The sequence below is a fragment of the Bacillus atrophaeus genome, assembly GCF_039519175.1.
Taxonomy (GTDB): domain Bacteria; phylum Bacillota; class Bacilli; order Bacillales; family Bacillaceae; genus Bacillus; species Bacillus atrophaeus.
The window spans coordinates 3,772,009-3,784,704 of record NZ_CP154443.1 but is presented as its reverse complement, the minus strand read 5'-3'; the positions used below and the strand labels follow the sequence as shown (position 1 = coordinate 3,784,704).

The window sequence follows — 12,696 nt, the reverse complement described above, 5'->3', positions numbered from 1 at the left end:
CGCTTTTTTGTTTCGAAACAGTAAGCTCTTGAAAAAGCTTGTTTGTTCAGGTTGAAAAAAGTAAGATAATACTTGAGGTGAAAGACATGGAAAGACTGCAAAAAGTTATTGCTCACGCCGGAGTTGCGTCACGCAGAAAGGCAGAAGAGCTGATTAAAGAAGGAAAAGTAAAGGTGAACGGCAAAATTATAACAGAGCTGGGTGTAAAGGTGACCGGTTCTGATCAAATTGAAGTAAATGGGATGAAGATAGAACGCGAAGAGCCCGTATATTTTCTGCTCTACAAGCCGAGAGGCGTCATTTCTGCTGCTGACGATGATAAAGGGCGAAAAGTGGTAACTGACTTTTTTAAAGAAATTCCGCAGCGCATTTATCCGATCGGACGCCTTGACTATGATACAAGCGGATTATTGCTTTTGACGAATGACGGCGATTTTGCCAACAAGCTTATGCATCCTAAATATCAAATTGATAAAACATATGTGGCGAAGGTAAAAGGAATTCCGTCAAAAGAGCTGGTCAGAAAACTCGAACGGGGCGTACAGCTGGAAGAAGGCAAAACAGCGCCCGCCAAAGCGAAGCTGCTCTCTTTAGATAAGAGAAAACAGACAAGCATTATTCAGCTGACCATTCATGAAGGCAGAAACAGACAAGTTCGCCGCATGTTTGAAGCAATCGGCCATGAGGTGCTGAAGCTGAAGAGGGAAGAATACGCATTTTTAGACCTGCGCGGACTTCATACCGGAGATGCGAGAGAACTGACGCCGCATGAGGTAAAAAGACTCAGGGCATTGGCTGAACACGGTAAAAACGCTTTCTAATTTTCACATAACCTTCAAAAAAAACAAATGTGAATAGAATTGGCAATGGTATAATGGAATGGTATGCAATAGGGGAAGGGGGCTGTGCAATGAAGAAAAAAAGGCGTTTATTCATTCGGACCGGCATCCTTCTCATATTAATCTGTGCGCTGGGATATACGATTTACAATGCCGTATTTGCAGACAAAGAAAGTATATCTGAAGGGTCCCAAGCACCGAATTTTGTGCTGAAAGATGCGGAAGGGAACCGTATTGAACTGAATGGGTTGAAAGGCAAAGGTGTTTTTTTGAATTTTTGGGGAACATGGTGTGAACCGTGCAAAAAAGAGTTTCCCTATATGGCGAACCAATACAAACACTTTAAAGACCAGGGAGTCGAAATTATTGCAGTGAATGTAGGCGAGTCAAGATTAGCAGTACATAATTTTATGAATTCCTACGGAGTCAATTTTCCAGTTGTGCTGGATAGTGACAGACAAGTGCTTAATGCGTATGGCGTGAGTCCGATCCCAACAACATTTTTAATTAATCCGGAGGGGAAAATTGTCAAGGTGGTGACCGGCACAATGACAGAAAGCATGATTCATGATTATATGAATCTGATTAAACCCGGGGAGTCTTCAGGATGAAGCGGGTAAAATGCGAGTGCGGACATATCAATCCAATCGGAACCGTCTTATGTGAATCGTGCGGCAGAACGCTTCAGGAAAAACAGCCGGCGCTTGCTGATATGAGGTATGACGGCAGTGCTAGGCGCTCCCAAACCTATAACAAGACCATCATCGATAAAATTTGGAACTTCTTTTCTTCGGTCAAGGTAGGGATATGGCTTATCATCATTACACTGGCTGCCTCTGCATTCGGCACTATTTTTCCGCAGGAAGCCTACTTGCCTCCAGGGGCTCAAGCTGATACATATTATAAAGATCAATACGGCACATTCGGCCATATCTATTATCTGTTAGGCCTTCATCACCTTTACGGGTCTTGGTGGTTTTTGCTTCTGATCGCTTCCATCGGCATCTCTCTTGTGATTTGCAGTCTTGATCGGGTAATCCCGCTTTATAAGGCTTTGAAGAACCAAGGTGTCAAACGGAATCCTGTTTTTTTGAGAAGGCAGCGGCTGTTCAGCCAATCAGAGACAGAGCTGACAGGACAAACAAAGGAAAAAATCATCACTCATTTAAAAAAGAAGCGTTATAGAATAAGAGAAAAAGAGGGAAGCCTTTTAGCTGAAAAAGGCCGTTTTTCCAGATGGGGTCCATATGTCAACCATATCGGTCTGATTATCTTTCTCATCGGCGCGATGCTAAGATTTGTCCCCGGAATGTACGTTGACGAAACTCTGTGGATTCGTGAAGGCGAGACAGCGACGATCCCGGGAACTGGCGGCAAATATTATTTGAAAAACAATCAATTCAGTGTGGAAACCTACAATAGCAAAAATGAAAAAAAAGTCTTTGCGGAAGCCATTGACCGGGTCGGAAACGGAAAAGTTGCCAAAAGCTTTCAGACAAAGGCAGAGCTTTTCAAACGCGAAGGCAAGATTGTTTACGGAGAAAAACCGAAGCTGAAGAAAATAAAAGAGGACAACATCATTGTCAATGAACCTCTGCGTTTTGATTCCTATTCGGTTTATCAATTAGACTATAAAGAGAATCAGCTCGATCAGATGGTATTTCAGCTGATTGATAAAAAAACCGAAAAATCCTTTGGAAGTATTAAGATTAATCTTCTGGATCCAGATGCGGACTATGATCTTGGTAACGGTTACAAGGTTGAAGTAGCAAGCTACCTGCCGGATTTTTATTTTAATAAAGACGGAGAGCCGAGCACCAAAACAAAAATCCCTAACAATCCTGCATTTGTCTTTAATATGATTACACCAGACAAGCCAAAAGGTGAAAAAAGCTTCGTGGCGATCCAGGAGACGATAGAAGGATCAGACAGCAACAAATATAAAATGAAATTTGATCATGTCGAAACGAAAAACATCTCCGGTCTTACCGTCAGAAAAGATTTGACGCTATGGGTGCTAGCTTTAGGCGGAGCTATTTTTATGATCGGTGTTATTCAGGGCATGTACTGGCAGCATCGGAGAATCTGGCTGCACACGCAGGATGGTAAGGTGCTTATAGCCGGGCATACCAACAAAAACTGGTACGGACTTAAGCAGGATTTGAAATATGTCCTGACTGATACAGGGCTGGCTGAGCCGGCAGATCAAAAAGAATTAGTGAAATCGCAGGAATAGTTATAAAAAGGGAGTGTTGTAATGGCGGAGCTGAGCGGAAATTTTCTTTATGCGGCCTTTCTTGTATATTTAATAGCCGTCGCGTTTTTCGGCGGGGCTATTCGCGGGAAAAGAGACAGGAAGGACGGTAAAAACCGTTGGGCTGCGATCGGAATTGCCCTTTCTTGTGTCGGTTTTCTTTGCCATCTCGGATATTTCATCACAAGGTGGGCTGCGAGCGGTCACGCGCCTGTCAGCAATCTGTTTGAATTCACCACAGCCTTTGGCATGATGCTGGTTCTAGCCTTTATCATTATTTATTTTATTTATAAGCTGCCTTCATTAGGGCTGTTTACGCTGCCGATCGCTTTGCTTCTCATTGCATATGCGAGCATGTTTCCGACGGATATTTCGCCATTAATTCCTTCATTGCAGAGTAATTGGCTGTATATCCACGTCACAACCGCTGCGCTTGGGCAGGCTATACTTGCGATCAGCTTTGTGGCGGGCGTTATTTTTCTGCTGAAAGATGTGGATCAGACAAAGCCGGGCAAAAAAACCTTTTGGCTGGAAATGATCATGTTTATACTGGTGACAACCATCGCGTTTATTGCTGTCACGTCAGCATTCCGCTTCGCAGATTACAAAGCGGAATTCAATTGGGTGGATAAAAACAAGGAAAAAAGCGTAATGGTGTATGAAATGCCTGCGCTTGCCGGACCGCATCAAGGCGAGCTGGTGACAAACGGCAAAATGGAGCCATTCATAGAACTTCCGGCAATCTTTTCAGGCAGAAAAGTAAATACAGTCATCTGGTCATTTGGCGCCGGGCTTCTCCTATATGGCGCGTTGCGTCTGATCATCAGAAAAAGGATCAGTGCGTTTTTACAGCCGCTGGTGAAAAGTGCGAATCTTGATCTGGTGGATGAAGTCGGCTACAGAGCTGTTTCCATCGGATTCCCCGTATTTACACTTGGGGCGCTGATCTTTGCGATGATTTGGGCTCAGCTCGCTTGGACAAGATTCTGGGGCTGGGACCCGAAGGAAGTATGGGCGCTGATTACGTTTTTGTTCTACGCCGCTTATTTGCATTTAAGGCTTTCAAGAGGATGGCATGGCGAGAAATCAGCATGGCTTGCCGTCATCGGATTTGCCATCATTATGTTCAACTTAATTTTCGTGAATCTTGTGCTTGCCGGACTGCACTCCTACGCATAAGTTCCTAAAAACCTATTCAGTTCTCAATCTTTCACAGGTTTTGATAAAATGAAAGTAACAGAAGGAAAGCAGGGGGAAAACGATGGATCAATCTAAAGAAACAAAAATATTAGTAGTAGATGACGAAGCCAGAATTCGCCGCCTTTTAAAAATGTATCTTGAACGGGAAGAATATGAAATTGAGGAAGCGGAAAATGGAGACGAAGCAATCGTCAAGGGGCTTGAAACCGATTACGATCTGATCTTACTCGATTTAATGATGCCAGGCACAGACGGAATCGAAGTCTGCCGCCAAATTCGGGAAAAAAAGGCTACACCGATCATTATGCTGACGGCAAAAGGAGAAGAAGCAAACCGCGTGCAGGGCTTTGAAGCGGGAACAGATGACTATATCGTCAAGCCTTTCAGCCCAAGGGAAGTCGTGCTGCGTGTAAAAGCGCTGCTGCGCAGAGCATCACAAACATCTTACTTCAATGCCAATACGACAACGAAGGATGTGCTCGTGTTCTCGCATCTGTCCATTGACCATGACGCACACCGCGTGACCGCCGATGGAACTGAAGTGAGCTTAACCCCAAAAGAGTATGAGCTTCTTTACTTCTTGGCGAAAACGCCGGACAAAGTCTATGACAGGGAAAAGCTTCTGAAAGAAGTATGGCAGTACGAATTTTTCGGAGACCTCAGAACGGTCGATACACATGTCAAACGGCTGCGGGAAAAGCTAAACAAAGTATCACCGGGCGCGGCAAAGAAAATCGTTACAGTTTGGGGCGTCGGCTATAAATTTGAGGTAGGCGCTGAATGAAATTTTGGAAAAGCGTAGTAGGCAAGCTATGGTTCACAATCCTTTCGCTTGTTCTGATCGTTTTATTTATTTTAACGGTCCTGCTGCTGGAATTTATCGAAAATTATCACGTAGAAGAAGCGGAAAATGACTTAACCCAGCTCGCCAACAAAGTAGCGGTTATTTTAGAAAACCATGAGGATCAAGCACTGGCTAGATCCATCACATGGGAGCTGGCAGATAACTTAACAAGCATTGCGATTGTGCAGGATGAGAAGAAACACTGGTATTCGCCTAATGACAAAAATCAATTATCCTCGATTACGCTGGAACAAATTAAGCGTGACCCAGAGTTAGATAAGGCGCTGTCGAACTACCAAAAAGTGAGTAAACGCACCGGAGTCAACGACACCAATACGAATAATGAGCGGCTCGTCGTCGGAGTCCCTTATGAAAAAGACGGAAAAAAAGGGATGGTATTTTTATCGCAGTCTCTTTTAGCCGTGAAGGATACAACAAAACACACGACCCGCTATATTTTTCTGGCTGCAGGCATTGCGATCGTGCTGACAACATTTTTCGCCTTCTTTCTGTCAAGCCGGGTAACCTATCCGCTTCGAAAAATGAGGGAAGGTGCTCAGGATCTGGCGAAAGGAAAGTTCGACACAAAGATTCCGATTCTGACGCATGACGAAATCGGTGAACTTGCGACTGCCTTTAATCAAATGGGGAGACAGCTCAACTTCCATATTAACGCGCTGAATCAGGAAAAAGAACAGCTTTCCAACATATTGAGCAGTATGGCCGACGGGGTCATTACAATTAATATAGACGGAACAATTCTGGTCACAAACCCGCCGGCGGAGCGTTTTCTGCAAGCGTGGTATTATGAGCAGAACATGAATGTACAGGCAGACGATCACCTTCCGCCGGAGGCGAAAGAACTTTTCCAAAACACGGTCAATACAGAAAAAGAACAAATGATCGAAATGACGCTGCAAGGGCGGTCGTGGGTGCTTTTAATGTCGCCGCTTTACGCGCAGTCTCATGTGCGGGGCGCCGTTGCCGTGCTGCGTGACATGACGGAAGAGCGCCGGCTTGATAAATTGCGGGAAGATTTTATCGCCAATGTGAGCCATGAGCTCAGAACGCCGATCTCTATGCTTCAAGGCTATAGTGAAGCCATCGTTGACGATATCGCAAGCTCAGAGGACGACCGAAAAGAAATTGCGCAGATCATTTACGACGAGTCATTACGAATGGGCCGTCTTGTCAATGATTTGTTGGATTTAGCGAGAATGGAATCCGGCCATACCGCATTACATTACGTAAAAGTAAATCTCGATGAATTTTTAGAAAAGATCTTCAGAAAATTTTCCGGAGTTGCAAAAGAGAAAAACATCTCTTTAACGGACGACATTTCTCTTAATGAAACAGAGTTTGCATTTGATGAGGACAAAATGGAGCAGGTATTTACAAATTTAATTGACAATGCGCTGCGTCATACTCAATCGGGCGGAACCGTCCATATTGCGGTCCAATCTGTCAAAGACGGATTGAAAATTGACGTGAAGGACTCTGGTTCAGGAATACCGGAAGAAGATTTGCCGTTTATCTTCGAGCGTTTCTACAAAGCGGATAAAGCACGTACAAGGGGCCGGGCGGGCACAGGGCTCGGACTTGCGATTGTGAAAAATATCGTAGAAGCACACAATGGCTCTATCACAGTGCACAGCCGTATTGATAAAGGAACGACATTTACGTTTTACATTCCGACAAAACCGTTGGATGAAGTCCAAATTTGACGAAGAATCTTGTTCCATACGAAACACCCGCTGTTTATGCGGGTGTTTTTTTCCTTTTACGCTTACAAAATTTAAGAATAAGTTAATATAAATTCCCTTCCAAATTCCAGTTTCTCGTAATATAGTTGTAATGTAACTTTTCTACCTATTCTTACGACAAAAAAGTGAACGGAGGGGTTTCCCATGGAAGAAACCTTTCAGATATTGTATGATACATATCATCAAGATTTGTACCAATTCTTATTTTATATGGTAAAAGACAAAAGCCAAGCAGAGGACCTTCTTCAAGAGGTTTATATCCGTGTGCTGAATTCATATCATACATTTGAAGGAAGAAGCAGTAAAAAAACATGGCTGCTGTCAATAGCCCGCCATGTCGCAATTGATTGGTTCCGAAAGCAGCAGACGATCAGACAGCGGATAATGGGGACATTTGATTGGGATACACAGGATGTCAGAGATCAGCATTTGCTTCCGGATGAACTCGCCGTTCAGCATGAAAATGTCCGGGAAATCTATGCCGCGCTGGATCAATGCACGATAGATCAAAGAGCTGTTATTATCTTAAGATTTATTCAAGGATATTCTATTCAGGAAACAGCCAAAGCTCTGCGCTTCTCGGAAAGTAAAGTGAAAACGACCCAGCACAGGGCGCTCAAAGTACTTCGGAAACATATGGAGCTTTTGAGGGAGGAGCTAATGGATGATGAAGTCAGATTGGAACGAAGAACGGATAAAGGAGTTGTTAAATCAACTTCCCATAGTTAAAGACCAACGCTCGGCAAACGACATTTACGCGTGTCTGCTGAAGGCAAAGCATAAGAAAAAACTGCCTGTAAGCTGGATTGGTCCCGCAGTTGCAACAGCGATTGTTGTATATATTGCTTTCATTATTTCTCCTCATTTATTTCCCAAATCACAGTTTGAGAACAAAGAAACGGCTGATGACAGTGCTGCCGCTGAAATGAAGCTGGCAGACAGCCAAAAATCAGAAGCAGCCCGCATTCAAAAAACGTTTGTCGTTTCTGACAAAGATCAAAACAAGTACATAACCGTAGCATTTGCCAATGCAAAAACGTCCACGATCATACCCGTAAGCATCGAAAAAACAAACTCAGGCGAAAACATTCAGGACATGCTGTTTGCCTACGACCACTCAGATTTATTTGATACCGGCATATCTGTCCCATCATTTATTGATGACGTGAAAGTCACGGAAAATCAGAAGGAGCTGTTGATACAGGTCAAACAACAAATCACGGTCGATTCTTCTAAAGAGGCAAAGTTATTGGAAAAAATGCTGAACGAAACAATGAAATGGAGCCCCTATGACCGCATCAAATTCACGACAGACCAAGGCGATTCAGGTGCAGACATAGGATCCTACGGCACTTTAACGGAACTTCCCGTTCACAAACAGACCCAAAGGGGTTACTATGCCTATCAGGATGAAGAAGGGCATTATTTCCTCGTCCCTTCTGAAAAAACCTATCATAATATAAGTGACGCAATAAAGGGAATGGAAAACAGCAGCAATTCAGATACGAGACCTATTATTAAAAGCGGAACGGTCAAATCTGTAACAGAAAAAAACGATTCCTTATTGATATATTTCTCAGAAAAGTCGGTTGTTGAGAATTCGATAAGCAGTATTTTAATGCTTGAAGGATTGCTTTTGACAGCGAAAGATTTTGGTTTTACCAAAGTGACCTTTAAAAATACGAAAACACATCAGGTTGGGAAGTATGATGTAACAGAACCCGTATCGGTTCCGTCTGCTCCAAACCCGATTCATATAAATTAAGACAAAGAACTCTTTTCGGGCAGTAAGGGAAGAGTTCTTTTTTATGCGGACAGCCGCCGGTTTTTGAAAAGGGACTGCCGCTTTCGCCTTGTAAGTGTTATATAATAATAAGACGATTGAAGAAAGGGTTGAAAGTCTATGAATACATTAACTATCAAAAATGTTTCAATAGGAGAAGGGATTCCTAAGATTATTATTCCTTTAATGGGGACGACAGAAAAACAAATTCTTCAAGAATCAGAAGCTATAAAAGCCTTAAAGCCGGACATTGTGGAATGGCGAGTGGATGTTTACCAAAAGGCTGAAGATTTAGAAGCGGTAAAAGACATGATTTCAAAGCTGAGAAAGACGTTGGCAGACACCCTTTTTCTTTTTACATTCCGAAGCCATAAAGAGGGCGGCAGCTTACAAGTTGAAGATCGTTACTATGCGCAACTGCTGGAAACGGCTATTAGGACAAAAAAAATTGATCTGGCGGACGTTGAACTGTTTTCAGGACAAGCAAAAGCACTAGTTGCGTGTGCGGAAGAAAATGGTGTGTATGTCGTGATGTCTAATCATGATTTTCGCAAAACACCAGCAAAAGAAGAAATCATTTCACGTTTGCGCCAAATGCAAGAGTACGGAGCTCATATCCCTAAAATCGCGGTAATGCCGAATAGCGCTGAAGATGTATTGACTCTGCTCGATGCCACGCTCACCATGAAAACAAAATATGCAGATCGTCCAATCATTACAATGTCAATGGCAGCAACAGGACTTGTCAGCCGTCTTGCAGGAGAAGTTTTTGGTTCAGCCTGCACATTTGGCGCAGGAGAAGAAGCGTCTGCACCAGGACAGATCCCAGTCCAAGAATTGAGAAGTGTTTTAGACATTTTACATAAAAACGCGTAATGATCAAAAAAACTCAAGCCTTCAATGGCTTGAGTTTTTTGTGTATTGATTAAGGAAGATCAATCAGTTTGACAGAAACAATGTCAGCAACGTCTGATAGTTCAGTAACAACCTTTTCTTCTAAATGTCTGTCAAAGGAGAGCATCATAATAGCTTCTCCGCCTTTTTCTTTACGGCCAACCTGCATTGTGGCGATATTGATATCATTGTCGCCGAGAATACGTCCAACGCGGCCGATAACACCGGTTGTATCTTGATGCTGGATGTATACCAGATGTCCGGTTGGGTAGAAGTCAATATTAAATCCGTTTAATTCAACAATACGCTCTCCGAAATGAGGGATATACGTAGCTGTTACCGTAAATGTGCTGCGGTCTCCCGTAACTTTAACACTGATGCAGTTATCGTAACCAGACTCATTAGATGAAATTTTCTCGCTGAAGCTGATTCCGCGTTCCTTAGCAACTCCGCCGGCATTTACCTCGTTGACGGTTGAATCAACGCGCGGTTTTAAAAAGCCTGACAGCAAACTTTTAGTGATAAACGATGTTTCAAGTTTAGAAATGGTTCCTTCGTATTGAATCGCCACATCTTTTACAGGTTCCTTCATACATTGTGAAACGAGACTTCCGATTTTATCTGCGATTTGGTGGTAAGGCTGAATTTTTTTGAACTCATCCTTTGTCATCGCCGGCAGGTTGATCGCTGACATAACAGGAAGGCCTTTTGCAAACTGCAATACCTCTTCAGATACCTGAGCTGCAACATTCAGCTGGGCTTCTTTTGTTGATGCACCCAAGTGAGGAGTGGCAATTACTAAAGGATGATCAGGAAGCTTTGATTCAACAGGCGGTTCAACCTCGAATACATCAAGTGCCGCACCTGCGACATGGCCGTTTTCCAAAGCTTCTAAAAGCGCAGCTTCATCAATAATGCCGCCTCTTGCACAGTTAATCAGGCGAACACCCTTTTTCGTTTTCGCAATGGTTTCTTTGTTCAGTAAGCCCTTTGTTTCTTTCGTTAAAGGCGTATGAACTGTGATAATATCCGCGCTTTCGAGAACTTCTTCAAATGTACGGCTGTTTACACCGATTTTCTTTGCTCTGTCTTCTGTTAGGAAGGGATCAAAAACATGCACGGTCATACCGAAGGCTCTCGCACGCTGTGCAATTTCGCTTCCGATTCGGCCCAATCCTACGATTCCAAGTGTTTTTCCGTAAAGCTCAGAACCGACATAAGCTGTGCGGTTCCACTCTCTGGATTTCACAGAAATATTGGCCTGAGGAATGTGTCTCATTAAAGAAGAGATCATCGCAAATGTATGCTCTGCTGTGGAAATGGTATTTCCGTTCGGAGCATTAATGACGATCACCCCATGCTTTGTGGCCTCATCAATGTCAATGTTGTCGACACCGACACCGGCTCTGCCGACAATTTTTAAGGAAGTCATTTTTTTAAAAAGGTCTTCCGTTACTTTTGTCGCGCTGCGCACCAAAAGAGCATCAAAAGTATGTAATTCATCTTCTGCTTCTGTCACGTTTTTCTGAACAATTTCAATAAAGTCTGATTCAATTAGCGGCTGTAAGCCGTCGTTGCTCATTTTGTCTGAGACCAATACTCGAAACATCGTAAGATTTCCTCCTAAATTTACTAACATAAATATCTGATAATTTATCATATTCTTAATAGAGTGTCAACGTGTATTGCCGCAGTAAAGGGCGAAAGTAAAGCTTATAAATGCGCTGTTTATCACATTGAGGAGTATAAATATTTATTTAAAAATAAAGATTTTAAGCTCTTATCTATACATTACGATTTATATCATTTATAATGTGAATAAATTCATATGATCAATCTTCGGGGCAGGGTGTAATTCCCTACCGGCGGTGATGAGTCTAAGTGCTCTAAGCCCGCGAGCTGTTTTTACAGCAGGATTCGGTGTGATTCCGAAGCCGACAGTATAGTCTGGATGGGAGAAGATGGAGGTTCAGCAGCGTTTTGAAATAAGATTTTCAAACGTTTCTTTGCCGAGTCCAAATCTAAACCCCGCTTATCATAAAGCGGTTTTTTTATTGGGCTGGACAGAACGAACCTTTCCACTTTTCGAGAGATATGATCGAAAAGGAGAGAGCTCAAAATGAAAGTGAAAAAATTAGTGGTTATCAGTATGCTTAGCAGCATCGCGTTTGTATTAATGCTGTTAAATTTCCCGTTTCCGGGTCTTCCTGATTATTTAAAAATTGATTTCAGTGATGTTCCTGCCATTATCGCCATTCTTCTATACGGACCGGCAGCGGGCATTGCCGTTGAAGGGATAAAAAATGTTCTTCAATATATGATTCAGGGAAGCATGGCCGGCGTACCTGTGGGGCAGGTTGCAAACTTTATTGCAGGAACGCTGTTTATTCTGCCGACTGCTTTCTTATTTAAAAGGTTAAATTCGGCAAAGGGACTGGCTGTGAGCCTGCTTGCGGGAACTGCAGCCATGACGGCCTTAATGAGTATTTTGAATTATGTTCTCATTCTACCTGCTTACACATGGTTTTTACATTCGCCGGCATTATCAGACAGCGCTTTGAAAACAGCGGTTGTCGCGGGAATATTGCCGTTTAATATTGTAAAAGGGATCATTATCACGATCGTCTTCACTTTAATCTTTACGAAGCTTAAACCTTGGATTGAACAGCAAAGAAACCTTCAAACCATTGATTCATAAAAAATGCGCCAGGTCTGTTAAAAGACCTGGCGCAACATATTAAAAAAGCTCCCAATGACAGGGAGCTTTTTCTATTCGAACTTAAGCGGGTCGCCTTCGAACGGCTCATCCGCAACTTTGATGGAATCAGTCGGGCATCCTTCAAATGCATCGATCATATCTTCTTCAAGCACATCCGGAACTTCGACAACACCTTTATTTTCATCAAGCGTGACGAATGCAATGCCCTCATCATCATAATCATAAATGTCTGGTGCAGCAGCACCGCAAGCTCCGCATGCAATGCACGTATCTTTGTCTACAATTGTGTACTTTGCCATAAAAATAAACCTCCCAGATTGTTCTTATTGGAACAAATGGATTAATCTTTTATATTTTTTTAATATAACACCTATTCCCTTTACCTATTGTAATGATGTTG

The 12,696-nt window shown here is 42.9% G+C and carries 12 protein-coding genes and 1 riboswitch; of the genes, 10 read left to right on the top strand and 2 right to left on the bottom strand.

Annotated features, from left to right (window positions below; translation table 11 throughout):
* The first annotated feature begins 86 nt into the window (after window positions 1-86).
* The 9 genes from rluB (at window position 87) to aroD (ending at window position 9,559) form a co-directional block, all read left to right on the top strand.
* Entirely contained in the window at window positions 87-821 is a 735-nt protein-coding gene (gene rluB / locus AAHT65_RS18900; protein ID WP_004429689.1) for a 23S rRNA pseudouridine(2605) synthase RluB, read from the top strand.
* 89 nt (window positions 822-910) lie between these two features.
* On the top strand, window positions 911-1,450 hold the full coding sequence (gene resA, locus AAHT65_RS18895; protein WP_010789090.1) for a thiol-disulfide oxidoreductase ResA: 540 nt from the start codon (window positions 911-913) through the stop codon (window positions 1,448-1,450).
* Window positions 1,447-3,075 carry a cytochrome c biogenesis protein ResB gene (gene resB, locus AAHT65_RS18890; protein WP_258729431.1) on the top strand — a complete coding sequence of 543 codons (1,629 nt, stop codon included), beginning with the start codon at window positions 1,447-1,449 and terminating at the stop codon, window positions 3,073-3,075. The genes resA and resB overlap by 4 nt, the downstream gene beginning before the upstream one ends.
* 21 nt (window positions 3,076-3,096) lie before the next feature.
* The gene (gene ccsB / locus AAHT65_RS18885) at window positions 3,097-4,272 is read left to right on the top strand and encodes a c-type cytochrome biogenesis protein CcsB (protein ID WP_094232301.1); all 1,176 of its coding nucleotides are present in this window, start codon (window positions 3,097-3,099) and stop codon (window positions 4,270-4,272) included.
* An 82-nt stretch (window positions 4,273-4,354) separates the two neighbouring features.
* Window positions 4,355-5,077 carry a DNA-binding response regulator ResD gene (gene resD / locus AAHT65_RS18880; protein ID WP_004429698.1) on the top strand — a complete coding sequence of 241 codons (723 nt, stop codon included), beginning with the start codon at window positions 4,355-4,357 and terminating at the stop codon, window positions 5,075-5,077.
* Complete coding sequence (locus tag AAHT65_RS18875; RefSeq protein ID WP_004429699.1) at window positions 5,074-6,861, top strand: ATP-binding protein; 1,788 nt, start codon at window positions 5,074-5,076, stop codon at window positions 6,859-6,861. The genes resD and AAHT65_RS18875 overlap by 4 nt, the downstream gene beginning before the upstream one ends.
* A gap of 183 nt (window positions 6,862-7,044) precedes the next feature.
* Window positions 7,045-7,629, top strand: coding sequence for an RNA polymerase sigma factor SigX (sigX, locus tag AAHT65_RS18870; RefSeq protein WP_004429700.1), 585 nt, complete (start codon window positions 7,045-7,047; stop codon window positions 7,627-7,629).
* The gene (locus tag AAHT65_RS18865) at window positions 7,565-8,665 is read left to right on the top strand and encodes a sigma-X negative effector (protein WP_088117489.1); all 1,101 of its coding nucleotides are present in this window, start codon (window positions 7,565-7,567) and stop codon (window positions 8,663-8,665) included. The genes sigX and AAHT65_RS18865 overlap by 65 nt, the downstream gene beginning before the upstream one ends.
* A 138-nt stretch (window positions 8,666-8,803) precedes the next feature.
* Window positions 8,804-9,559: a type I 3-dehydroquinate dehydratase gene (aroD, locus tag AAHT65_RS18860; RefSeq protein WP_010789086.1), complete on the top strand. Its 756-nt coding sequence runs from the start codon at window positions 8,804-8,806 to the stop codon at window positions 9,557-9,559.
* A 49-nt stretch (window positions 9,560-9,608) separates the two neighbouring features.
* Here aroD and serA read toward each other — a convergent pair whose 3' ends face one another.
* On the bottom strand, window positions 9,609-11,186 hold the full coding sequence (gene serA, locus AAHT65_RS18855; protein ID WP_094232298.1) for a phosphoglycerate dehydrogenase: 1,578 nt from the start codon (window positions 11,184-11,186) through the stop codon (window positions 9,609-9,611).
* Window positions 11,187-11,408: 222 nt separating this feature from the next.
* Window positions 11,409-11,544: riboswitch (FMN riboswitch) on the top strand.
* Between the two features lie 152 nt (window positions 11,545-11,696).
* On the opposite strand from serA, the gene AAHT65_RS18850 reads away from it, so the two are divergent.
* The gene (locus tag AAHT65_RS18850; RefSeq protein ID WP_004429709.1) at window positions 11,697-12,275 is read left to right on the top strand and encodes an ECF transporter S component; all 579 of its coding nucleotides are present in this window, start codon (window positions 11,697-11,699) and stop codon (window positions 12,273-12,275) included.
* Between the two features lie 71 nt (window positions 12,276-12,346).
* Here the strand turns inward: AAHT65_RS18850 and AAHT65_RS18845 are convergent, their stop codons facing one another.
* On the bottom strand, window positions 12,347-12,595 hold the full coding sequence (locus AAHT65_RS18845) for a ferredoxin (protein WP_004429710.1): 249 nt from the start codon (window positions 12,593-12,595) through the stop codon (window positions 12,347-12,349).
* Window positions 12,596-12,696 lie beyond the last annotated feature (101 nt).